We start from the raw sequence: 21,603 nt of genomic DNA on the forward strand, positions 1-21,603 counted from the left end.
CGTCCTGGTTGACGGTGAGGGTGTAGGTGCACTTCTCGGCCAGGCGGAGCGTGCCGCCGCCGGCCTGGTTCGCCGCGGTGATCGCGGCGATCAACGCGTTGGGATCGCAGGGCACCGGAGTGCCCTTGTCCTTCCCGTCACCATGGCCTCCACCCTTCCAGCCCGAGTGGCCGGCCTTTCCCCAGTCACCACCCCACTCACCGTCAACCTTCGACCATTCCCGGTGTGGTTGGCCGTCTGCGACGGCGAGGTCGGGCGAGGACTGGTACGCGGTGGCCGGGCCGGCGCCGGCCAGGCCAGCGACTCCGGTGAGGGCCACGGCGCTGATCGCCGCGACGGTCCGGGGGGCGCGGTGCCGACCGCGCCCCCCGGACGGGCGGGGGAGTCTCCTGCTCTGCAACATCGTTCATCGCTTTCTGTGCGGTCGGTCCGGGTGCGGTGGCAGCGAGTTGTCGCCACAGCAGGAGTCAAGTACACAAAAGCTTGCTAATCACCCACTAGCGATGAAAGTGAACCTAAAGCATGAAACCGTCACATATTGGATGGTTCTGATCGTTCGTTGGCTGAGTCCCGGCGCCGCTGGCCGGAACCGACCACCAGCGATCTCGCCACCGCCGACACCGGGTCTCAGCGCAGGCCGGCTGCGGTGCCGCTGCTCGTGCTGCCGCGTGACAGGCTTGTACACCATGATCGATGATTTTGTGAAGGACTGCCTTCATGGCCAGCTCAAGCGGACCCGTGCGGCCCTGGTCTGGAAGCTCGATGGCCTGTCCGAGTACGACCTCCGGCGTCCCTTGACAGCGACCGGGACCAACCTTCTTGGCCTGGTCAAACACTTGGCGACCTGCGAGGCCTGGTACTTCGGTGAGATCTTTGGCCGCCCCTTTCCGGAGCCGTTGCCGCACTGGCGCGACGCCGACGGCAGTGACCTGTGGGTCGCCCAGGACGAGACCCGAGAGCAGATCATCGGTTTCTACCAGCGTGCATGGGAGCATGCGGAGGCCACGATCGAGGAGCTTCCCATCAACGCTCCCGGCTATGTGCCGTGGTGGCCGCGCCCCGAGGTCACGCTGCTCAACGTCGTGGTCCACGTCCTCACCGACACCGCCCGGCACGCCGGGCACGCCGACATCCTGCGCGAACAGCTCGACGGCCGGACCGGGCTCAGAGCCGAGTACGAGGAGCAGATCGACACGGGAGCCCGCGAGAGCTACCGCGCGAAGATTGAGCAAGCTGCCCGGACCGCGGCCGGCAGCACGGTTCAGTTGGGCTGATTCTTACCGCCACCCTCACGCCAGCCGGGCGTTCGGCCTTTCGAGGGCGACCGGCCACAAGCAGCCCAAGCTGAACCCGCGGCAGGAGACGCATCTCGTGGCGTTGCACGCGGCCGTCGAGCGAACCAGCGTCGAGCTGGCCGAGTTGTTCGGCGTCGCCCGCTCGACGGTGTACCGAGCGATCGAGCGCGCCGCGTTGGCTCGGGCACCTGACCCCGCCGGGGCTGAGGCTCCGCCCTGGGCAAGGGTGGTCAGAGCAGGGTGCGCCAGTAGTCCCAGAACTTCAGACCGATCAGCGCGGTGAGGATCAGCAGCCAGACGGTGGGGATGGCGCTGTGCACCTGCAGCAGCGTGTCGGTGAGCCGCCGCGGCGCGGGCAGGTGGCCGCGGTCAAGGTTGTGCAGGGTGGTGTAGGTGAACAGCACGATCATGACGACCCAGACGACCATGCAGTACGGGCAGAGCGCGCCGATGCGGTAGAGGCTCTGGAAGGACAGCCAGTGCACGAACCCGACGCCGAACACGGTGCCGGCCTGCAGGGTGAGCCACCACCAGCGGGGCAGCCGGGTGCCGGCGATCAGGGCGGCGCCGGTAGCGGCGACGACGGGGAAGGTGGCCAGGCCGATGAGCGGGTTCGGGAATCCGAACACCTCGGCCTGGCCGGTGGTCATGATGGAGCCGCAGGACAGGATCGGGTTGATCGAGCAGGTCGGCGTGTAGCCGGGGTCCCTGAGCAGGGCGATCTTCTCGACGGTCAGGACGAACGCGGCGAGGGCGCCGATCAGTCCGCCGATGGTAAGCGTCCAACCGATCATCCGGTAGCCCAGGGTGGGCGGGTCACCGGCCGGATGCTTGGCGGCGGTGTCGGCGAGGGTCGCGGTCACGAGTTCAGCGAGGCGTCGACGGCGGCCTTGAGACCGGCGTAGTCGGGGCGGCCGGTGAACTTCTCGCCGTTGATGAAGAACGTCGGGGTGCCCTGCACGCCGAGAGTTTCGCCGTCGGAGGCGTCAGCCTTGACCCGGTCGGCGACCTGAGTGCTGGCCACGTCGGCCTTGAACCGGGTCATGTCCAGGCCCAACTCCTGGGCGTAGCCCTCGAACACGGCGGCCTGCGACTGCTGCTGGTGACCCCACACCGTGGCGGTGTCGAACAGCTTCTTGTACATCGCCTCGAACTTGCCCTGCCGGGCGGCGGCCTCGGCGGCGTGCGCGGCGTTGTAGGAGTTCGGGTGGCTGGCGATCGGGAAGTACCGCACCACGTAGGTGATCCGGTCGCCGTACTCGGCGCGCAGCTTCTCCACGCTCGGGTAGGCGGCCAGGCAGGACTCGCACTCGAAGTCGAGGAACTCCACCACGGTGGTCTTGCTGTCCACCGCCGTGGACAGCCGGTGGCTGTCGGGGCGCACGACCGCCTCGGCCACGGCAGCCGGCGTGCTGTCGCCGCCGCGGTTGACCAGCACCACGCCGGCCAGCGCGGCGAGCGCGACGGCCAGCACGCCGAGGGTCACCTTGAGGTTCGTGCTCATGCCCGTCTTGCGGATCTTCCGCGTTGCCTTGGCCGCCGACTGGGCGGCCTTGGACGGGGCAGCTCCCGCCGCGCGGGCGGGCCCCGTGCCGCCGTGGGGCACACCCTTTCCTGGACGACCGGGCCGGGCGCCGCCGGTGCCCGAGGGCCCCTTGGCCGTGCGCTTACGAGCGTTGTTCGTCCCCATCAGTATCCCTTCATCCGGCGGGCCCGTCCGCTCGGGCGCCCCTTCCACAACCCCGGCGAGGATACAGCGGCGGCTTTATTCAGTGGCTGAGCGGTTGCTGGGGGTTCCCTGTGAGGCCGCACGCATCCCACTGCCGTTAGTACAGCATCTGGTGTACCGTTGTGGGTGTGGAGACGTTGACGTACGGGCAGGTGCTGGCTCGCTTCGGCCACGCGCTGTCGGATCCGATCCGGGCGCGGCTGCTGCTGGCGCTGCGCGACGGGCCCGGATATCCGGCGGAGCTGGCCGAGCTGCTGGGCACGACCCGGCAGAACCTGTCCAACCATCTCACCTGCCTGCGCGGCTGCGGCCTGGTGGTCGCCGCGCCGGAGGGCCGACGTACCCGCTACGAGTTGGCCGACCCGCGGCTGGCGCACGCCCTGGGTGACCTGCTCGGCCTGGTCCTGGCCGTGGACCCGGCCGCGTGCCCGGACTCCGACTCGAAGGGCTGCTGCTGATGAGCCTGCCCCTGATCCAGCTCACCCCGGCCGGACCGACACCAGCCCGGCGGGCGGTGCTCGCCCGCCGGGTGCGGCTGTTTGTCGCCGCGACGATCACCTACAACGTGATCGAGGCGGTCGTGGCGATCACCGCCGGCACCCTCGCCTCGTCGACGGCGCTGATCGGCTTCGGCCTGGACTCGATCATCGAGGTGGCCTCCGCGGCTGCGGTGGCGTGGCAGTTCGCTGGCCGAGACCCCGAAGCGCGGGAGAAGACGGCGCTGCGCATCATCGCCGTGTCGTTCTTCGTCCTCGCCGCGTACATCACCGTGGAGTCGGCGCGCGCGCTGCTCGGTGGCGCCGAGGCTGAGCACTCCAGCGTCGGCCTGGTGCTGGCCACGGTGTCGCTACTGGTGATGCCGGTGCTGTCGTACGCGCAGCGCCGGGCCGGCCGCGAACTCGGTTCCCGCACGGCGGTGGCCGACTCCAAGCAGACCCTGCTGTGCACCTACCTGTCCGCGGTCCTCCTCGTCGGCCTGGCGGTCAACAGCCTGTTCGGCTGGTCCTGGGCCGACCCGATCGCCGCCCTGGTTATCGCCGCCGTCGCCGTCAAGGAAGGCCGCGAGGCGTGGAAGGGCGACACCTGCTGCGCGCCCAACGCCGCCCTGCACGCCACCCCGGCCGGCGCTACCACTGGTGACGCGACCGCCGGTGGCTGCGGCGACGGCTGCTGCGACACGACCGAGCCCGCGGCGCGGTGATGGCCGCAGCCGCGCTGACCATCTACCTGGCCGGGCTGGCGCTGGCATTCGGATGGCGCAGTGTTCCACTTCCTTGGTAGCGGAACAGCAACCGCCAGCCAGTGGCACCAAGATCACGCTTAGCGTGACTTTCCCGGGCGAACCGATACCGGCCCCCACCAGTCGGGCGGGCCGTCTCAGGGCCCGGCGGCCAACGTTGCGCGGACCGGGGTCGACTTCGCCGCCGCCTCCGCGACCTCGGCCTCCGGATCGCTGCCCCAGGTGATCCCACCGCCGGCCCACACGTGCAGGTGATCGGCGTCAGCCGCGGCCGTGCGAATAGTCAAACCAAGGTCGACCCGGCCGGACGTGACCCAACCCAGCGCGCCCATGCTGGCCCCCCGACCAACCGGCTCCAACGCGGCGATGTGCTCCAGGGCGGCGAGCTTCGGGGCCCCGGTGACCGACCCGCCGGGGCAGACGGCACGCAGCAGCTCCGCCAGGCCGATCCCCCCGGCGACCGCCGCGGAGACGGTCGACTCCGCCTGCCACAGGTCGCACCACCGTCGTACGGCGAACAGCTCGTCCACCGCGACGGTGCCGGTACGGGCAAGCCGCGCCAGATCATTGCGCTGCAAATCGACGATCATGATGTGTTCTGCGCGCTCCTTCGCGCTGGACAACAGCGCCGCCCGGCCGGCGGCGGTGGCCGGGCGGGTGCCCTTGATCGGCCGGGTGATCATTCGCCCGGCCGTGACCTCCACGAGGGTCTCCGGGGAGGCGCAGCCAATCGCCCACCCGGCGCCGGTGAGCACGCCCGCGTACCGCGCGCCGGGCAGCGCGCCGAGGCGGGCCAGGGCGGGCAGCGGATCACCGGCGTAGCGGGCGGCGGCGTGTCCCACCAGGTTGGTCTGGTAAACATCCCCGCGGCCGATTGCCGCCCGGACGGCACGCACCGCGTCAGCGTGCTGCTGCGGGGTCCAACTCTCCGCCCAGGCGCTGAGCCACCAGCCCGACGGCCGGCGGCGGGCCGTGCGGCTACGGGATGTGGCAGCGTGGCCGTAGACGACGACGGCCACGTCGGGCAGGGCGGGGGCCGGTGTGGCCGGGCCGGGGCCGCGGCCGGCCCCCAGCGCGCCGGCCGCGGCCGAGACGTAGAGGGCGGCCCCGCAGACCAGGTCCGGGGTTCGTCCCGCCGGCCGAGCAAGGTCGTCCAGGGCGAGACCGTGGGCGGCGAGGAACTCCTGGACGAGCGCTGCCGGGTCACCGCCGTCGCCGATGCGCCACTCCCAGCGGGCACGTTCGACGTGGGCGCGCCGGCAGTCCGGCGGCGCCGCCGGCGGAGCAGCCGTCACCCTCGCTGGAAGCGTTTCCACGCTGTCCGGTCCATTCCGCCTCAACCGTTCAGTGGATTTTCCACGCGCCACGCGCACACCCGCTCGATGCTGATCACTTGAACTTGGTACTGTGCGTCACTGGCCATGTGAACCATCACACAGTTCCCCCACCCTCCGGAGAACCCCGATGTGCCAGCACCAACCCACCTGCCCCTCCGCCGACGCGACCGACCGGGACGCCGCCAAAGTCATCGCTTGCTTCCCTGAACAGGGCTGGAGCTTGCTCTGCAACGGCGTCATCAGGTTCGAGGACACCGGCGAGATACTCCCCGACGGACGCAGCATCGCCCCGCACCGCGGGCCAGCCCGCCACGCTCTCGTCGCCTGACGACAACTCACAGTAATCATCTGGTTCCGTCGCCCCCAGGCTAGCCGCCCGCACAGGTCACCGGCCTGGGAGTCGACACCAACCGGCCGGGCGGACAACCCCGCCCGGCCGCCGGGCGCATCACTCCTCAAACGCCTGCGGCGCAGGACAGGAGCACACCAGGTTCCGGTCACCGTATGCACCGTCGATCCGCCGCACCGGCGGCCAGTACTTCCCCAGCCGATTCCCCGCCGGATAGGCCCCAACCGACCGCGGGTACGGGTGCGACCAGTGGTCAGCCGAGACCATCGCCGCCGTGTGCGGGGCGTTCACCAACGGGTTGTCCGCCGCCGGCCACTCCCCCGACCCCACCTTGTCGATCTCCGCTCGGATCGCGATCAGCGCATCACAGAACCGATCCAACTCGGTGAGATCCTCGCTCTCCGTCGGCTCCACCATCAACGTCCCCGCCACCGGGAACGACATCGTCGGCGCGTGGAAACCGTAGTCGATCAGACGCTTGGCCACATCATCGACGCTGACCCCCGTCGCCTTCGTCAACGGCCGCAGATCCAGGATGCACTCGTGCGCCACCAGGCCCTTGTTGCCCGCGTACAACACCGGGAAAGCACCCCGCAGCCGCGCCGCCACATAGTTGGCCGCCAGCACCGCCACCCCGGTGGCCCGGGTCAGCCCAGCCGCGCCCATCATCCGCAGATACATCCACGGAATCGGCAGGATCCCCGCCGACCCGTACCGGGCCGCCGACACCGCCAGCCGAGGCGAATCCACCGCGAGCGGGTCACCAGGCAGGAACGGCGTCAGATGCGAGCGCACCGCCACCGGCCCCACCCCCGGCCCGCCACCACCATGCGGGATACAAAACGTCTTGTGCAGATTCAGGTGCGACACGTCCGCACCGAAGCGTCCCGGCTTGGCGAACCCGACCAGAGCGTTGAGGTTCGCCCCATCGACATACACCTGCCCGCCCGCGTCGTGCACCTTCGCACACACCTGAGCGATACCCGTCTCATACACGCCATGCGTCGACGGATACGTCACCATGATCGCGGCGAGTGTCTCCCGATGCGCATCGATCTTGGTGTCAAGGTCAATCAGGTCGATGTTGCCGTCAGCATCGCAGCCGACCACCACCACCCGCATCCCCGCCATCACCGCCGACGCGGCATTCGTGCCATGCGCCGACGACGGAATCAGACACACATTCCGGTGCCCCGCACCCCGCGACCGGTGATACGCGCGGATCGCCAACAGCCCCGCCAACTCCCCCTGCGAACCCGCGTTGGGCTGCACACTGACCGCGTCGTATCCGGTCACCTCCGCCAGCCAGCTCTCCAACTGAGCGATCAGCTCCCGGTAACCAGCGGTCTGCGACTCGGGCGCCAACGGATGCACCTGCGCGAACTCCGCCCAGCTCACCGGCTCCATCTCGGTGGTCGCGTTCAGCTTCATCGTGCACGACCCCAACGGGATCATGCCCCGATCCAAGGCATAGTCCAGGTCCGCCAGCCGGCGCAGGTACCGCAGCATCGCCGTCTCCGACCGATGCGCGCTGAAAACCGGGTGGGTGAGGAAATCCGACGTACGGGCCAACGCCGCCGGCAACGCCGAATCCACCGCACCGGTGAAGACCGGCACCCCGAACGCCGCCCACACCGCCGCGAGATGCGCCTCCGTCGTGGTCTCGTCGCAGGAAACACCCACCCGGTCGGCGTCCACCAGCCGCAGACTCACCCCCCGCTGCGCGGCAGCCGCCACCACCTCGGCCGCCCGGCCCGGCACCACCGCCGAGACAGTGTCAAAGAACAGAACATCCGCAACATCCACCCCACCCGCGCGCAACCCGGCCGCCAGCCGCGCCGCCATCGCATGGGTCCGTGCCCCGATCGCCCGCAACCCATCCGGGCCGTGGTACACCGCGTACATCCCGGCCATCACCGCAAGCAGTACCTGTGCGGTGCAGATGTTGCTCGTCGCCTTCTCCCGACGGATGTGCTGCTCCCGGGTCTGCAACGCCAACCGGTACGCCGACTCCCCATCCGCGTCCCGCGACACACCGACCAACCGTCCCGGCAGCATCCGCTGCAAGCCCGCGCGGACCGCCAGATAGCCGGCGTGCGGGCCACCGAATCCCATCGGCACCCCGAACCGTTGGGTGGTTCCCACAGCGATGTCAACACCGATCTCCCCCGGCGGACGCAGCAGCGTCAACGCCAACAGGTCGGCGGCCACGGTCACCACGGCGCCCACCGCATGCGCGGCGTCCGCCACCGAAGCGTGATCCCGCACCGCCCCGGACGCCCCCGGATATTGCAACTGCAGGCCGAAGAACTCCGCCGGCAGCTCCCCACGATCAAGGTCAACCACCTGCACGTCGATGCCGAGCGGCTCGGCCCGACCCGCGATCACCGCCACCGTCTGCGGCAACGTGTCCGCATCCACCACATACACCTGGCTCCGGCTGCGGCTCGCCCGCCGCGCCAGCGTCATCGCCTCGGCCGCCGCCGTGCCCTCATCGAGCATCGAAGCGTTCGCGGTCGCCAGCCCGGTCAAATCCGTGACCACGGTCTGGAAGTTCAGCAACGCCTCCAGCCGGCCCTGGCTGATCTCCGGCTGGTACGGCGTGTACGCGGTGTACCAGCCGGGGTTCTCCAGCACGTTGCGCCGGATCACCGCTGGCGTGTGCGTGCCGTAGTAGCCCAGACCGATCATCGACACCGCAGCAGTGTTGCGCTCAGCCAGCGCCCGCAGCTGCGCCAACGCCTCCGACTCACTGGCCGGCGCCGGCAGGTCCAGGGTGCCCGACCACCGGATCGCCTCCGGAATCGCCGCATCCATCAGCTCGTCAACAGAGCCGTAGCCGACGACCTCCAACATCCGGCGTTCGTCCTGCGGATCCGGACCGATATGACGGGCGGCGAACTGCTCAAGGGACATGGGGCGCTCCCCGGGGATGAGGTCGACAGGTCGGCCTCCCCCTCTGTCGCGCCCACTGACGCTCCACAGTGCCTACCCGTGAGGTCCTTTTGCCTGAGAGGTTCCGGGGAGGATTTGCCCCTTCGGCGCCGCACCGGGTGGTTTCCGGGCGGTCTCTCCCACACGGGTGCGACCGGCACGACCAACGCTACCAGCGGCCATCCCCACCCGGGCATCCCCACCCGGGCCACTACTGACCGCACAACAACCCGCCACGGTCAGCCCACCGCCACCGGTCCCCCCGCGCCGTCTGGGACGGCACCCGACTGACCCGCGCCGTCTGGGGCAACGGCGCTCGGCTGACCCGCGCCGTCCGTGACGGCACTCAAACGATCGGCCAGCATCGGCAACACCCGGCCCAGCGGAGCATCCACCGTCACCGCCGCATACGCATCACCGCGAGTCGCGCCCTGGTTAACAATCGCCACCGGAATCCCCAAACCTGCCGCCCGCACCACAAATCGCCGCCCAGACATAACCGTCAGCGACGATCCAAGCACCAGCAGCAGTCGCGCGGACTCCACCATGGCGAAACACCGGCCCACCCGCGCCGCCGGCACCGACTCCCCGAAGAACACCACATCCGGTTTCAACACTCCCGTACCGCACTGGGCGCAATCGACCATGCGGAACCCCGCCACCGCCGAATCAACGAGATCCACATCACCATCCGGATTGACCGCCGACCCCCACACCGCAAACCCCGGGTTCACCTCCGCCAACCGCTGATGCAGCTCCCACCGCGACACCCCAACCCCACACCCCAGGCACACCACCTCGGCCAGGCGCCCATGCAACTCCACCACCCCGCGGCTACCCGCCGCCGTGTGCAACCCGTCCACGTTCTGCGTGACAACCCCGTCCACCACACCGGCCTGCTGCAGGCGAGCCACCGCCCGATGCCCGGCGTTGGGGACCGCCCGGGCAATCGTGCGCCACCCCAGATGACTCCGGGCCCAATACCGCCGCCGCGCCAACGGATCCCGCATGAACACCTGATACGTCATCGGAGAATGCCGCCGGGCCGCCCCACTGGCCCCCCGATAGTCGGGGATACCCGATTCGGTGGACAGGCCAGCACCGCTGAGCACCACCACCCCACCACCAGAGACCAACCCCGCCAGCACGTCAACCTGTTCGCTCACCAGAACCATGCTGCCGCGTCCGCGACCAACCGCCCACCACCGCCGCTCAACTCACCCGCCGCCGCGCCCGCCGCGCCGCCAACTCATCCCCCACCACCTCCACCGCAACCGGCGCCGCCGACCGCGGTACTACCGACTCCGCCGGCAGATGCGACAACGACCCCTGGACCTCCTTGAACGCCCCACCGATCGCGATCCCAAACACCCCCTGGCCACCTTGCAACAGGTCAACCACCTCCTCCGGCGACCGGCACTCGTACACCGTCGTCCCATCGGAAATCAACGTGATGCCTGCCAGGTCCGCCACCCCCCGCGACCGCAACGCCTCAATCGCCTTCCGGATGTTCTGCAACGACACCCCAGCGTCCAGCAGCCGCTTGACCACCTTCAACACCACCAGGTCCCGGAACGAGTACAACCGCTGCGTACCCGAACCAGACGCGTCCCGCACCCCCGGTACGACCAGACCCGTCCGTGCCCAGTAGTCCAACTGCCGGTAACTGATACCCACCGCGTGGCAGGCAGTCACACCCCGGTAGCCGACCTCGCTGTCACCGTCAATCGCCGCCGCACCTGGCCCCGAACCCACATCGGAATCCCACGGCTCCTGCATCCGGACAACCTCCCCGCCGTGCGGTGCCACGCCCACGCCGAAACGAGCACCCCTCGATACGGTCACCCTAGCGCCGCACCCGACGGTTACCAGGCAACAACAACACGACACGCCGCACCCGCAACACGCCCACAGAGGTCGTTACCAACCGTGACGACACCGCAACCCTGCGGCGACTCACTGCCGGCCTGATCAGCCCGGACAACCGGTCAACCAGCAAAGTCCTCCGGACTCACCTGGTCCAAGAACTCCCGGAACTTCTCCACCTCGTCCTCCTGCTCATCCGGAATCACAATCCCGGCCTCACTGAGAACCTCGTCGGCACACCGAATGGGCGCACCCACCCGCAACGCCAACGCGATGGAATCACTCGGCCGAGCCGACACCCGCACCCCGTCACCGAGCAACAGATCAGCGAAGAAGACATTCTCCTTCAACTCGGTGATCTCCACCGCCTGCAACGGCGCCTCCAACGCCGCCAACACATCCCGCAGCAAATCATGCGTCAACGGCCGCGTCGGCTTGACCCCCTGCTGCTCGTAGGCGATCGCCGTCGCCTCGACCGCGCCGATCCAGATCGGCAGATAGCGGTCCCCCTCGACCTCCCGGAGCAAGACGATCGGCTGGTTGCCCGGCAGCTCCACCCGAACTCCGACCACACTCAGCTCGCGCACCGCCGCCTCCGTGTCGTTGTCACCTACGCCGCACCGCACCCCTTCTGCACGGTACACGGACCGCGACCCGGCCGTCCCACGCGCGGCACGCGCCGCAAAGGGGTTACCCCGGCAAGCCTACGGCACGCGCCACCGGTCAGATCTTTCCGCACACACCCACCTCACCGCCCCAACGTCGAACGCAACCCCACCCGCACCAACGCCGCGTGCAACCGCTGCGACAACGCCACCAACTCCCGCGCCGTCTCCGCCGCCCGCGCCCGTGCCGCCGGATCACTCTGCCGCGCCAACGGCGTCACCAACTGCGCAAACAACCCCACCTCACGGTCCGCCGCCAACCGATACCCCCGCAGATGCCGCGGCTCCAACCCGTACGCCGCCAGACCCGCCACCGCCTGAGCGATGATCAACGCATCTCCGTCATACCAGCCCGGCGGATCTGACACCACCACACCAAGCCGCTCCAACTCCGCCAGCGCCGCCCTATCCACACCGCTGCGGGCAATCAACTCGGCCCGCTCCAACCGCGCCGACTCGGCCTCCGCCTGCTGCCCCGGCACCTCCCCACCCGGGCCCACCGCCACCAACGCAGGCCGAGAACGACCCGGCTGCTCACCCGTGGCATCCCAGTCCGCCAACTGCTCACGAATCACCCGCAGTGGCAGATACTGATCCCGCTGCGCGGTCAACACAAACCGTAACCGCGCCACATCATCCCAGCTGTACTTCCGGTACCCCGCCGCCGTCCGCTGCGGCTCCACCAGGCCTTCAGCCTCGAGGAACCGCAACTTCGACAACGTGGCATCCGGAAAATCCACCCGCAACTGGGCCAGCACCTCACCGATGCTCATCAACGGCTGCGGACGGGGTGACCCCGCCGCAGCGGACGCCGCCGGCTCACTCACCCCCGGCCGGCCCCCTCATCGGGCCGCGGACCAGCAAGGAACACCAACCGGAACTTACCGATCTGCACCTCGTCGCCATTGCTCAACGTAGCCGCCTCGACCCGCTCCCGGTTCACATACGTCCCGTTCAGGCTCCCCACATCCCGCACCGTGAACGTCCCACCATCCCGGTGGAACTCCGCATGCCGCCGCGACACCGTCACGTCATCCAGGAAAATGTCACTGTCCGGATGCCGCCCACTGGTCGTCACATCGTGGTCCAGCAAGAAGCGGGCGCCCGCGTTCGGCCCCCGCCGCACCACCAGCAGAGCCATCCCTGGCGGCAACGAACCGGACATCCGGTTCGGCATCACATCGGTAGCGGGCCCCTCCAGGGCCTCTTCGAGCGAGCCGAGATTGAGCGTCGAAGTGACGTCGAGTGGGGGGAACTCGTCGTCTGGGCGCGTCATCGGGACCACCTCACGGATCTATTCGGTCAGCGTCGGGTAAGAGCGGGTTTGGCCGCCGGGCATTCTCGCACCCGGCGGCTGGCTCCCCGTGCCAGGAAGGCACCTACACAACGCTCAACTATCGGATTCTCGGTCGACTGGGCGAGCCTAGCCAGCGCCGAAAAGCAGGGCAACCGGACGCGCGGAACCAACCCCCACGCCGGCAGAAGGGCACCACTCAGCCCTCGGTGAGCTCGCGATACGCACCCGCCGACAGCAGGCCGTCCAGCCCGCCCTGATCAGCCACGGTGACCTCGAACAGCCAACCCGCAGCATACGGATCACTATTGATCAGCTCGGGAGTATCGCCCAGCGCCTCATTGCACGCCGACACCGTCCCGCCGACCGGGGCGTAGATCTCCGACACACTCTTCGTCGACTCGATCTCACCTACCGAATCGCCGGCGGACACCGCCGACCCCACCTCGGGCAGTTGGACGAAGACGATGTCACCCAGCGCGTCCTGCGCGAAGTGCGTGATACCAACCCGCAGCACGCCATCGCCACCACCCGCAACCCACTCGTGCTCGGCGGTATACCGTAGATCCTCAGGAATCACCAGATGCGTCCTTCATCCCATCGTGCGCCAGTCCCCCACGTGACGACGCAGCCGCGCCGCCAGTCACGTAATCGGACGGGCGTGTTCCAGCTCGATCGGGGCGTGCAGCGCCGAAACCTCGGCCACCTCACGATCCTCGACGATCACCGTACCGCCGTCGCCGTCGACCGTCGCCACCACCCCGCCCGGAATGTTCAACGCCGTACGCATCGTCGCCGGATCCCCGATCACCGTGATCGTGTACGGCCCGGTCAACAACCGCCCATCCACGAAAAGGGAACCATTCTCCCCATCCAGGAAATATGTCGAGGCGACGATCCGTACCGTCACCTGGTCGCCGCCGGAAATCTGCATCGCCTCAGCGCCCGCGCCCCGCAACTCCTGCACCGCGTCCAACACCCGCATCGCCGAAATCGCCGCCCCACCACCGGGCTCGAACCGCACCGTCAACCCCGGCCCCTGCGCCGGTAGCGTCCCCGCCAGAATCCCCAACTCATCCGCCCGCCGCGCCGCCTCCTCCAACGCGGCCTGCCGGCCCTGCTCGCCCGACGCCAGCTGCCGCTGGCTGTCCTCCAACGCCGCGATGTCCTGCCGCAGTCGGTCCTCCCGAGCGTTCAGGTCAGAGAGAATCCGCACCAGATCCTCCTGCCGCGCGGCTGAGGTATACGGATCCGTTGACGTCGTCCGCAACTGCTCCACCAGCGTGAACCCCAGCAACGCCAACAAGACAAAGATCATCACGGTGGCCGGACTCGTCCGCCGCCAGCCACCGATCAGGGCAAGGGCGGACGTGAACGGACGCCCTGCTGAGCGTTCCAGCGTCGCCTCACCCGACTCGGCAGGCTCACCCGACTCGGCTGGCGCGGCCTCCGGTGCCAGCGGACTCAACTCGTCCGGATCCGGCGCGTCCGGACGAGGATCGGGCTCCCTCGCCGGACCCGTCGGCGGCACCGGACCCGGCTGGCCCGGCCAACCCGTACCCGTCTCGTTGTGCTCGTCACCACTCATCACGACAAACCTACGCCCGGAACAGGTGCCGGCGGATCGCCGCCACATTCCCGAAGATCCGAACCCCCAGCACCACCACCACACCAGTGGAGAGCTGGCTACCCACCCCCAGCTGATCCCCCACGTACACGATCAGACCAGCCACCAACACATTGGAGATGAACGACACCACGAACTGCTTGTCGTCGAAGATCCGGTCCAGCTTCGCCCGCACCCCACCGAACACCGCGTCCAACGCCGCCACCACGGCGATCGGTAGATACGGCTGCAACGCCCCCGGCACCGTTGGATCGAGCCACAACCCAAGCAGCATGCCCGCGAGCAACGCCAACGCCGCGATCATCGGCCACCTCCAAAATCGGGAGCCGTCGGCGAACCAGACGCCCCGGGACTGACCGACCGACCCGACGGCGTCGGACTGGCCGGTGACTGCGCGTACTGTAGCCGCGGATCCGGCGCGGCAGGCAGTTTCAGGTCATCGGTGTCCCGCACCTCGAACGCCACCCCGGTATCCGCCGCGACCTGCTTCATGATCGCCGCGATCCGGGTCTGCGCGAACCGCTCCCGCAAATCGTCCGGGCCGATCGCCGACACCTCGTAGGGTCCGGTCACCGGCCGAAAATCGACCAGAATCGCCTGCCCCGCCGACCGAATCGTGGACGTTGCCGTCAACCGCTGCCCGTTGATCGAGATCGCCTCCGCCCCCGCCGCCCACAGCCCGTTCGCGACCCCTTGGAGATCGAGGTAAATCACCCGCGGCGGCCCGGAGACCGGATCCGGCACCATCGGCTGATCTGACGGAGCGTCGGCCAATCGCACCACCACACCGTCCCCACGCACCCGGCCCAAACCGGTGCCCGCCTCCAGCTCGTGCAGCTGCGCCGCCTCCGTCCCCAGCGCGGCGGCCCGCTGCTGGGCCACCTCCGCCCGCAACGCGTCGGCCCGCTCCGACAGCTGGTCGGTCTCCTCCTCCCGCTGCTCGATCTGCGCCACCAGACCCTCCCGGGCCTGCTGGCGCCCCGGCGCCGCCGCCACCGTCTGTCGGTACGCCACCGCGAACAGAAACCCGAGCACCACGACGACGACGAGGCTCACGGCCCGGATCGACCGGCGCCACCGCACCGTGGCACCCTGCCGCCGGCGGGCCGCCGCGTCGGCGTACCCCGGATCGAGCGGATTGCGGAACAGCTCGGTGAGGAAATCCGGCGCGTACGTCCGTCCGGTCGGCTCCCGGCTCTCCGGTCGAAGCTGCGAGTCGGTCATCGCGCCCTCGCTGCCCGCACCAGCCGCCTGGCCTGCACCACATACATCGTGCCGGCGACCCAGTACAGGGTCAGACCCCACCAGGCCAGGCTCCAACCAACCGCGCTGACGGCTACTCCTGGTGCCGCCTTCGCCAGCAACAGGACCGGGAACGCGGCCAACAACAGAAACGTCGCCGTCTTGCCCACATAGTGCACCGGCGGCGGCCCGTATCCGTAGCGACGTAGCGTGCCGAGGGAACCCATCAGCAGCACCTCACGGGCAAGCAGTCCCACCGTGAACTGCCACGGCACCACCTCACGGACCGTGAACGCGACCAGCGTGGCCAGGATGTAGAGGCGGTCCACGAACGGATCGAGGAGCTCGCCCAGTCGACTCACCTGCCCAAGCCGCCGGGCGACCCAGCCGTCCACCCAGTCAGTAGTGCCACCCACCGCCAGCACCACGATCGCGGCCACATCGGCATGGGCTATCAGGAATAGGTAGAGGAAGACCGGAACACCGAGGAGCCGGACGAAGGTGATCAGGTTCGGCAGCGTGAAGACCTGGTCGGTGAGGTGGCCGGAGGCCTGCGGAGTGTCAACTCGAGCCGGCCGCTGCGACACCGAACCTCCTCCACTGTGCGCCTCGGCGCCCGACCCACGTCTGCCAGCCGTGCTGCCGGGTCGGTAGGCATCGGCACGGTTACCCCAGCGCAAGGCCGACCCGTTGGACCCGCCCTGCGATCGAAATGATCGTGGTCCGGGTCAGTTGCGCTGCCACTATATCCGCCCGGTCACGGCATTGATGTGCTGACTCAGCGCGGATACGTGTGGTGTCCGGGTGTGGGATGGCACACGTATCCTAGAGCAGCCTAGGATACTAGGGGTTCGCCCTGGCACCGCTTCCCGAACGGCAACGCCAGCTGGGGGTGAACCCGTCAGTTGCGGCCCCGGGCCACCCCTTGGCCGCGATACTGACCGCGGGGGTGAAGGGGTGAACTCGTCGAACGGCGCCGCAGTGGTAGTCGGCGTGGACGGGTCCGAGCAGGCGCGACGGGCCGTACGCCTCGCGGCCGGTGAGGCTGCCCGCCGCAACCGGCTGCTGCGGATCGTCCACGGCTTCATCTGGCCGCTCCTCCACGTGCCGGTGGGAGCACCACCCGGCGGACCACCTGGATCGGGCCTCCGCAACCAGGCGGAGCAACTCGTCGCCGACGCAGTCGCCGAAGCCGAAGCGACCGCGCCCGGCCTCCGCGTCTCCGGTGAGATCATCGACGGCGAGGCCGCCGCCGTACTGGTCGGTGAAGCACCAAACGCCGTGCTGATCGTGTTGGGTGACCGGGGTATGGGCGGTTTCGCGGCCCTGGTCGTCGGCTCGGTCGCGGTACAGGTCGCCACCCACGCCGACTGCCCGGTCCTGGTCGCCCGCGGCACGGGTCGCACCAAAGGGCCGGTGATCGTCGGGGTGGACGGATCCGCAGTGTCCCCTCCCGCCATCGAATTCGCTGCCGAACAGGCGTCGCTGCGCGGCAGCGACCTCGTCGCGGTACACGCCTACCTACACCCGGTCGCCAGGGAACCCGGCGACATGCAGCCTCTCGTCTACGACGAGGAGAAGCTACGCCACGAGGAACGCCAGCTACTCGCCGAATCCGTCGCCGGGCTGGCCGAGCGATGGCCGGATCTCACCGTCCACCACCAGACCATCCGCGGCCGGCCCGCGCCGATCCTCACCGAAGCATCCCAGCAGGCCCAACTACTGGTGGTCGGCGGACACGGACGCGGTGCGCTCACCGGTCTACTGCTGGGCTCGGTCAGCCAGTCCGCACTGCACCACGCCGACTGCCCGGTCGCGGTTGTCCGCGCTCCCGGCTGATCCGCTCGACGCGGTTGGTCACCACCTCAGACGGGTAGACGCCCGGCAGACACCACGATGAGCGCGATCGAGGAGGCACCCGGATGCCAGCACCACCACCAGGGAACGACGCGTACGGCCAGCACGGCGGCGACCCGCAATGAGAGCCGGATTCCTGGCCGACGGAGCGATCGCCGGGGCGGCCGGCACCACCGCCCTCAACATCGTCACCTACCTGGACATGACGCTACGAGCCCGGCCGGCGAGTAGCACCCCAGAGCGCAGCGCCGGCCGGGTCGCCGAGGTGACCCACCTCAACCTCGGCCCCGAACCCCAGGCGTCCAACCGCCGCTCGGGACTCGGCCCGCTACTCGGATACGGCATCGGGATCGCGGCCGGAGTCGGCCTCGCCCTGCTGACCCGGGGCCGACCAATGCCGCCGGCCCTGGCCAGTGGGCTGCTCGGCGGCGGGGTGATGACCGCCTCCGGCGGCTCGTACGCCGTCTTCGGAGTCAGCGACCCACGAACCTGGAGCCGTGGGGACTGGCTGTCCGACCTCATCCCGCACCTGGCGTACGGCCTGGTCGCGGCGACGACCTGGAACCGACTCCGGATGCCACCCACCTGAGGCTTGGCCACCCCACCGCCCGCCCTGCGAACGCAGGGCGGGCGGTGGGGATCAGCTGTCGTCCTCAGCAACCGGCTCGCCCGGGGGTCCATGGCCGGAAACCTGGCCCCGGGGCACCGGACGCCCCCGGTCCCCCTGGGACGATCCCCGGTTACGTGGGTGACCCATCGGACCGGGCCCCTTGGTGTCCTGCACGTTCGAGCCCCGGGCGCTACGCCGGGCCTCCTGTTGCTGCGGGTTCGTCACCGCTGTCTCCTTCCCGCTGGACGGCGGCGCCCGTGGCGGCCGCTCCACCCTGAATACCCACCGACGTCACCGGACATGCCGCGGGCTAACCCGGCCTACGACGGGTACCCCCCGCCGGTGGGAGACAGTCACGAGACAGCGCGGGTGCTGCTGGAACGACGCGGACAGACCTACACCGAGGAGGCCGGGATCCGGCTGGCCGACCGGCCCGGCCCGCTCTATCAACTGTTGGTGCTCGCCACCCTGCTGAGCGCACGGATCCGAGCCGGCGTCGCGGTGGCGGCCGCCCGGGAGCTCTTCGCCGCCGGCTACCGCACCCCGTCGGCGATGGAGGCGGCCACCTGGCAGGACCGGGTTGACGCGCTCGGTCGCGGGCACTACCGGCGCTACGACGAGCGGACGGCCACGCTGCTCGGCACGGGCGCACGACTCTGCCTGGACCGCTGGCAGGGTGACCTGCGCCGGCTGCACCAGACCGCGCAGGGCCAGCCGGCGCAGCTACGCCGGCTGCTCACCGCTTTTCCGGGCATCGGGCCCGCCGGCGCGGACATCTTCCTCCGCGAGGCCCAGGCGGTCTGGCCGGACCTGCGTCCCTTCGCCGACCGCCGCACCCTCAGTGGCGCGGAGCGGTTGGGCCTGCCGCAAACCCCGCGGCGGCTCGCCAGCCTGGTGGCGGAGGCGGAGTTCGGCCGATTCGCCGCCGCCCTGGTGCGGGTCGCGCTCGGCGAGGAATCCGCTGGCGCGGTGACCCGGGCGGCACGCCGGTGACCGGTCACTTCGTTGCGTCGCCGCGGGGCCGGGTGAGGTGCCACACCAGCAGCGCCGCGAGCACAGCAAGCACGATCAGGCCGGTGGTGACGCCCTCGCCGTCCGGTTGATCCCGGCCAGTTGTTCCGAAGTAGATGACTGCCAGCCCGGTCAGCACCGCCACGGCGGTACGTACTCCTCGGTCCCTCACACTCGGTGACCCTAGCCAGCACCAGCCGCAAAGGCTGGCAAACTACTTTTTTCCCCTGAACAGGGGTCAGTCGACCTCCAGGTCGTCGAGTGAAATCTTGTGGCTCATCAGCCAACGCGCCAACGCCGACATTCCGAACAACCACAGCGGCGCCGACTCGGTCGTCCCGCTGGTGGCAAAAATCGCGAACCGGAGGTCGGGCGCGCGGTACGCCTCGATCCGCCACCGGTGTTGCCGGTCCCGCCAGATCGCTGAAGGGTCCATGCTCAGACGCTACCGAGGTGGCCCCGCACGCGGGGCCACCTCGGGGGCCCGGAGCCGGTGGCCGGCACTGCTTCGGGTTCGGCGGGAGAAGAACACCGCCCCCCGAGACCTAAGCCTCGGAGGGCGGTGCTGAGGTGGCCGGTGTGCAGGTCGCCTCTCGGCGCGTGGCGCGTGGCGGCTCCAGCCGAACGGTATTCCGCGACGGCATATTGGTGAGGCCCGGGGACACTGGACACACCGACACCCGTGTCAACAGCGTACCCGCCCCCGCCCTTCCTACTGGCCTGGTGACAACGGTCACCAGGCCAGTACCGATTGGTCAGCCGTTACCGGTGGCGGACAACAGGTCGGACTGCTCCCCCGCTGGTCTCGGTGGGCGGCGACACCACCGCTAAAGCATCCTAGGATCCTGGACGGGTGCGGGAGCCGCGCCGTTGATGCCGCCCGCGAGCCGCGGAGACCAACAGCGTCAGCGCGGGCGGGGGCTTCTCCGCCCGGGCAGCCCCGCCAGAACTCCGAACGCCATCCGCACCGGTACCCGGGAGAGCAGGTCATCGAAGCCAGCCCGTCCCTGGCAGAAGGCGACAAAGGCCCGCCAGCCCGGCGGCGTCGCCAACAGCCCGTGGAACAGCCCCGGCCGACGCGAGAAGGCTTCCAGCAGCTGCTGGCCCGCCCGCATCGATGGGACCAACTCCCCCGCGACTGCCGACTCGTACTGGCTGAGATTGTCAGCGGCGACCGCCGCCCCCGCCAGCGCGCCGGAACGCAGGGCGTAGCTGATCCCCTCCCGGCTCCATGGCTCCAGCAGCCCCGCCGCGTCCCCCACCACCAGGACCCGCCCCCGGCGCAGCGGCGAGCCCTCCTGCCGACACCGGGTCAGGTGCCCGGAATCGTGCGCCGGCTCGACTCCGGCCAGGCCCACCCGGTCCACAAACGACCGCAGGTACGCCCGGGTCTGCTCCCCCGTCCCCCGCGCCGCGATCACCCCCACCGTCAGCAGGTCGCCCTTCGGAAACACCCAGGCGTACGAGCCGGGTAGCGGGCCCCAGTCCAGCAGCACCCGGCCCCGCCAGCGGGCCCGTTGGGCCGGTGCCACCGGCAGCTCCAACTCCAACCCCAGGTCGACCTGCCGGTGTCGCACCCCCACGTGCCGTGCGGTCACCCCCGACGACCCGTCGGCGCCGATCACCGCCCGCGCGGTCACCGTCGCCCCGTCGGCCAGCCGCAGTCGGACCCGGTCCGGCTCCGACTCCACCGCCCGGACCGCGACTCGCTGACGCAGCTTGGCCCCGGCGGCGACCGCTGCGGCCCGTAGCCGGTCATCAAACTCGTCCCGGCACACCATCGTCACCAGCGGACCGGCCGCGCTCCGCCGGGTGAACGCCCGCAGCCCATCCAGGGTGAAGGTCACTCGCTCCGCCCGATCCTGCGCGGGCACCTCGATCCGGTCCGCCAGTGCGGCCAGCGAGGTGCCGATCAGGCCGCCACCACAAGTCTTGTAACGCGGATGTACCGCCCGCTCCAGAACGAGGGTCGTCAGGCCCGCCCGCGCCGCGACGTGGGCGGCGGACAGGCCTGCCGGGCCCGCACCCACCACCGCAAGATCCCAGACCGTCACCGTTGCCAGCCTAGGACCCACGTCAACGTTCCTGGTCGAGGCGGGCGGGCCCCGGCAGCGTCGTGACCCGGCGCCCCCCGGTCGGCACCGGGCCCACCCCAGCCGACGGCCGGGACGGGGCGACATACCCGATCGGGGCAGCATCTTCGGTCGCCAGCCGGGTAACCACCGCCCAGGCCGACCGCCCGCCCCGCGCGGCGGTATCCGAAGGAGGACGACATGCGGCAGGTGCAACTGTCGGAGCTCGAGGAACGGGTTTACGACGCGGTCGCGGTCCTGGAGGCCCGCGGCCAGGTGCCGTACCCAGACCTGATCGCCGAGGAGACCGGGTTGACCGAGGAACAACTGATCGCTCCTCTACACCAACTCACCGAGAAGAACCTGCTGCACCGCGAGGACTCACCGATGGCCGGCCTGGACTTCGGCCCGCGGTTCTGCGCCCAACAACTGACGTGAGGCCGCGACACCCCGAAGTGGGTGGGTAGCCGGGCGG

General features: G+C 69.8%; 25 protein-coding genes, 1 pseudogene and 1 riboswitch. Of the genes and pseudogenes, 8 read left to right on the top strand and 18 right to left on the bottom strand.

From position 1 onward, the window contains the following. Positions 1–403 (bottom strand): annotated as a pseudogene (locus H0524_RS12825) (right-handed parallel beta-helix repeat-containing protein); the annotation flags it as partial. A 283-nt stretch (positions 404–686) separates the two neighbouring features. On the opposite strand from H0524_RS12825, the gene H0524_RS12830 reads away from it, so the two are divergent. Continuing rightward, positions 687–1,274, top strand: a complete 588-nt coding sequence (locus H0524_RS12830; protein WP_180198860.1) for a DinB family protein — start codon at positions 687–689, stop codon at positions 1,272–1,274. A gap of 251 nt (positions 1,275–1,525) precedes the next feature. Here the strand turns inward: H0524_RS12830 and H0524_RS12835 are convergent, their stop codons facing one another. Together H0524_RS12835 and H0524_RS12840 are read right to left on the bottom strand one after the other, a co-directional pair. Beyond that, positions 1,526–2,158 (bottom strand): vitamin K epoxide reductase family protein, encoded by a 633-nt coding sequence (locus tag H0524_RS12835; RefSeq protein WP_180198861.1) that lies wholly within the window; start codon positions 2,156–2,158, stop codon positions 1,526–1,528. Beyond that, positions 2,155–2,799: a thioredoxin domain-containing protein gene (locus H0524_RS12840; protein WP_018732179.1), complete on the bottom strand. Its 645-nt coding sequence runs from the start codon at positions 2,797–2,799 to the stop codon at positions 2,155–2,157. Before H0524_RS12840 ends, H0524_RS12835 begins: the two co-directional genes overlap by 4 nt. A gap of 347 nt (positions 2,800–3,146) precedes the next feature. Between H0524_RS12840 and H0524_RS12845 the strand changes: the two genes are divergently transcribed. Together H0524_RS12845 and H0524_RS12850 are read left to right on the top strand one after the other, a co-directional pair. Continuing rightward, the gene (locus H0524_RS12845) at positions 3,147–3,482 is read left to right on the top strand and encodes a helix-turn-helix transcriptional regulator (protein ID WP_018724890.1); all 336 of its coding nucleotides are present in this window, start codon (positions 3,147–3,149) and stop codon (positions 3,480–3,482) included. Then, positions 3,482–4,225, top strand: a complete 744-nt coding sequence (locus tag H0524_RS12850) for a cation transporter (RefSeq protein ID WP_180198936.1) — start codon at positions 3,482–3,484, stop codon at positions 4,223–4,225. Before H0524_RS12845 ends, H0524_RS12850 begins: the two co-directional genes overlap by 1 nt. A gap of 176 nt (positions 4,226–4,401) precedes the next feature. On the opposite strand, the gene H0524_RS12855 is transcribed toward H0524_RS12850, so the two are convergent. After that, positions 4,402–5,631 carry a chorismate-binding protein gene (locus tag H0524_RS12855; RefSeq protein ID WP_180198862.1) on the bottom strand — a complete coding sequence of 410 codons (1,230 nt, stop codon included), beginning with the start codon at positions 5,629–5,631 and terminating at the stop codon, positions 4,402–4,404. Positions 5,632–5,728: 97 nt separating this feature from the next. On the opposite strand from H0524_RS12855, the gene H0524_RS12860 reads away from it, so the two are divergent. After that, positions 5,729–5,929 (top strand): DUF5999 family protein, encoded by a 201-nt coding sequence (locus tag H0524_RS12860; protein ID WP_018215535.1) that lies wholly within the window; start codon positions 5,729–5,731, stop codon positions 5,927–5,929. Between the two features lie 120 nt (positions 5,930–6,049). Here H0524_RS12860 and gcvP read toward each other — a convergent pair whose 3' ends face one another. The 11 genes from gcvP to H0524_RS12915 all read right to left on the bottom strand — a co-directional run bounded on the left by gcvP (position 6,050) and on the right by H0524_RS12915 (position 16,165). Then, positions 6,050–8,866 carry an aminomethyl-transferring glycine dehydrogenase gene (gene gcvP, locus H0524_RS12865; protein ID WP_180198863.1) on the bottom strand — a complete coding sequence of 939 codons (2,817 nt, stop codon included), beginning with the start codon at positions 8,864–8,866 and terminating at the stop codon, positions 6,050–6,052. A 71-nt stretch (positions 8,867–8,937) separates the two neighbouring features. Beyond that, positions 8,938–9,037, bottom strand: a riboswitch (glycine riboswitch). 86 nt (positions 9,038–9,123) lie between these two features. Next, on the bottom strand, positions 9,124–10,059 hold the full coding sequence (locus H0524_RS12870) for an NAD-dependent protein deacetylase (protein ID WP_180198864.1): 936 nt from the start codon (positions 10,057–10,059) through the stop codon (positions 9,124–9,126). A gap of 37 nt (positions 10,060–10,096) precedes the next feature. After that, entirely contained in the window at positions 10,097–10,663 is a 567-nt protein-coding gene (locus H0524_RS12875) for a MerR family transcriptional regulator (protein ID WP_180198865.1), read from the bottom strand. A gap of 209 nt (positions 10,664–10,872) precedes the next feature. Beyond that, complete coding sequence (locus H0524_RS12880; RefSeq protein ID WP_018724884.1) at positions 10,873–11,337, bottom strand: bifunctional nuclease family protein; 465 nt, start codon at positions 11,335–11,337, stop codon at positions 10,873–10,875. Positions 11,338–11,498: 161 nt separating this feature from the next. Further along, complete coding sequence (locus H0524_RS12885) at positions 11,499–12,188, bottom strand: MerR family transcriptional regulator (RefSeq protein WP_180198866.1); 690 nt, start codon at positions 12,186–12,188, stop codon at positions 11,499–11,501. 50 nt (positions 12,189–12,238) lie between these two features. Then, positions 12,239–12,691, bottom strand: coding sequence for an FHA domain-containing protein (locus tag H0524_RS12890; RefSeq protein WP_180198867.1), 453 nt, complete (start codon positions 12,689–12,691; stop codon positions 12,239–12,241). A gap of 217 nt (positions 12,692–12,908) precedes the next feature. Continuing rightward, entirely contained in the window at positions 12,909–13,289 is a 381-nt protein-coding gene (gene gcvH / locus H0524_RS12895) for a glycine cleavage system protein GcvH (protein ID WP_018215542.1), read from the bottom strand. Between the two features lie 63 nt (positions 13,290–13,352). Continuing rightward, on the bottom strand, positions 13,353–14,297 hold the full coding sequence (locus H0524_RS12900; RefSeq protein WP_180198868.1) for a DUF881 domain-containing protein: 945 nt from the start codon (positions 14,295–14,297) through the stop codon (positions 13,353–13,355). Positions 14,298–14,307: 10 nt separating this feature from the next. Continuing rightward, positions 14,308–14,640 carry a small basic family protein gene (locus H0524_RS12905; RefSeq protein ID WP_018724880.1) on the bottom strand — a complete coding sequence of 111 codons (333 nt, stop codon included), beginning with the start codon at positions 14,638–14,640 and terminating at the stop codon, positions 14,308–14,310. Beyond that, complete coding sequence (locus tag H0524_RS12910; protein ID WP_180198869.1) at positions 14,637–15,560, bottom strand: DUF881 domain-containing protein; 924 nt, start codon at positions 15,558–15,560, stop codon at positions 14,637–14,639. The genes H0524_RS12905 and H0524_RS12910 overlap by 4 nt, the downstream gene beginning before the upstream one ends. Then, positions 15,557–16,165 carry a CDP-alcohol phosphatidyltransferase family protein gene (locus tag H0524_RS12915; protein ID WP_180198870.1) on the bottom strand — a complete coding sequence of 203 codons (609 nt, stop codon included), beginning with the start codon at positions 16,163–16,165 and terminating at the stop codon, positions 15,557–15,559. The genes H0524_RS12910 and H0524_RS12915 overlap by 4 nt, the downstream gene beginning before the upstream one ends. A gap of 370 nt (positions 16,166–16,535) precedes the next feature. On the opposite strand from H0524_RS12915, the gene H0524_RS12920 reads away from it, so the two are divergent. From H0524_RS12920 to H0524_RS12930, 3 genes are all read left to right on the top strand, one after another. After that, the gene (locus H0524_RS12920; protein ID WP_180198871.1) at positions 16,536–17,417 is read left to right on the top strand and encodes a universal stress protein; all 882 of its coding nucleotides are present in this window, start codon (positions 16,536–16,538) and stop codon (positions 17,415–17,417) included. Between the two features lie 139 nt (positions 17,418–17,556). Continuing rightward, a complete protein-coding gene (locus H0524_RS12925) occupies positions 17,557–18,024 on the top strand; it encodes a hypothetical protein (protein ID WP_180198872.1) in 468 nt (155 codons plus the stop codon). Positions 18,025–18,345: 321 nt separating this feature from the next. Continuing rightward, positions 18,346–19,038, top strand: a complete 693-nt coding sequence (locus H0524_RS12930; protein ID WP_218941937.1) for a hypothetical protein — start codon at positions 18,346–18,348, stop codon at positions 19,036–19,038. Positions 19,039–19,042: 4 nt separating this feature from the next. Here H0524_RS12930 and H0524_RS12935 read toward each other — a convergent pair whose 3' ends face one another. The 3 genes from H0524_RS12935 to H0524_RS12945 form a co-directional block, all read right to left on the bottom strand. After that, a complete protein-coding gene (locus tag H0524_RS12935; protein WP_018215550.1) occupies positions 19,043–19,201 on the bottom strand; it encodes a hypothetical protein in 159 nt (52 codons plus the stop codon). Between the two features lie 93 nt (positions 19,202–19,294). Beyond that, positions 19,295–19,492 (bottom strand): hypothetical protein, encoded by a 198-nt coding sequence (locus tag H0524_RS12940; protein ID WP_018215551.1) that lies wholly within the window; start codon positions 19,490–19,492, stop codon positions 19,295–19,297. Positions 19,493–19,961: 469 nt separating this feature from the next. Next, positions 19,962–21,110 (bottom strand): geranylgeranyl reductase family protein, encoded by a 1,149-nt coding sequence (locus tag H0524_RS12945; RefSeq protein WP_180198874.1) that lies wholly within the window; start codon positions 21,108–21,110, stop codon positions 19,962–19,964. A 219-nt stretch (positions 21,111–21,329) separates the two neighbouring features. On the opposite strand from H0524_RS12945, the gene H0524_RS12950 reads away from it, so the two are divergent. Next, a complete protein-coding gene (locus tag H0524_RS12950; protein WP_018215553.1) occupies positions 21,330–21,566 on the top strand; it encodes a hypothetical protein in 237 nt (78 codons plus the stop codon). The last annotated feature ends 37 nt before the right edge of the window (positions 21,567–21,603 follow it).

Source organism: Salinispora sp. H7-4, from assembly GCF_013416675.1.
In the GTDB taxonomy this organism is placed as follows: domain Bacteria; phylum Actinomycetota; class Actinomycetes; order Mycobacteriales; family Micromonosporaceae; genus Micromonospora; species Micromonospora vitiensis.

Bases quoted from the DNA above. Each gene is read 5' to 3' on its own strand.
- H0524_RS12830 (WP_180198860.1), top strand. From the start codon at position 687: ATGATCGATGATTTTGTGAAGGACTGCCTTCATGGCCAGCTCAAGCGG.
- H0524_RS12840 (WP_018732179.1), bottom strand. From the start codon at position 2,799: ATGAGCACGAACCTCAAGGTGACCCTCGGCGTGCTGGCCGTCGCGCTC.
- H0524_RS12850 (WP_180198936.1), top strand. From the start codon at position 3,482: ATGAGCCTGCCCCTGATCCAGCTCACCCCGGCCGGACCGACACCAGCC.
- H0524_RS12860 (WP_018215535.1), top strand. From the start codon at position 5,729: ATGTGCCAGCACCAACCCACCTGCCCCTCCGCCGACGCGACCGACCGG.
- gcvP (WP_180198863.1), bottom strand. From the start codon at position 8,866: ATGTCCCTTGAGCAGTTCGCCGCCCGTCATATCGGTCCGGATCCGCAG.
- H0524_RS12870 (WP_180198864.1), bottom strand. From the start codon at position 10,059: ATGGTTCTGGTGAGCGAACAGGTTGACGTGCTGGCGGGGTTGGTCTCT.
- H0524_RS12875 (WP_180198865.1), bottom strand. From the start codon at position 10,663: ATGCAGGAGCCGTGGGATTCCGATGTGGGTTCGGGGCCAGGTGCGGCG.
- H0524_RS12885 (WP_180198866.1), bottom strand. From the start codon at position 12,188: ATGAGCATCGGTGAGGTGCTGGCCCAGTTGCGGGTGGATTTTCCGGAT.
- H0524_RS12890 (WP_180198867.1), bottom strand. From the start codon at position 12,691: ATGACGCGCCCAGACGACGAGTTCCCCCCACTCGACGTCACTTCGACG.
- H0524_RS12900 (WP_180198868.1), bottom strand. From the start codon at position 14,297: ATGAGTGGTGACGAGCACAACGAGACGGGTACGGGTTGGCCGGGCCAG.
- H0524_RS12905 (WP_018724880.1), bottom strand. From the start codon at position 14,640: ATGATCGCGGCGTTGGCGTTGCTCGCGGGCATGCTGCTTGGGTTGTGG.
- H0524_RS12910 (WP_180198869.1), bottom strand. From the start codon at position 15,560: ATGACCGACTCGCAGCTTCGACCGGAGAGCCGGGAGCCGACCGGACGG.
- H0524_RS12925 (WP_180198872.1), top strand. From the start codon at position 17,557: ATGAGAGCCGGATTCCTGGCCGACGGAGCGATCGCCGGGGCGGCCGGC.
- H0524_RS12930 (WP_218941937.1), top strand. From the start codon at position 18,346: ATGCCGCGGGCTAACCCGGCCTACGACGGGTACCCCCCGCCGGTGGGA.
- H0524_RS12940 (WP_018215551.1), bottom strand. From the start codon at position 19,492: ATGGACCCTTCAGCGATCTGGCGGGACCGGCAACACCGGTGGCGGATC.
- H0524_RS12950 (WP_018215553.1), top strand. From the start codon at position 21,330: ATGCGGCAGGTGCAACTGTCGGAGCTCGAGGAACGGGTTTACGACGCG.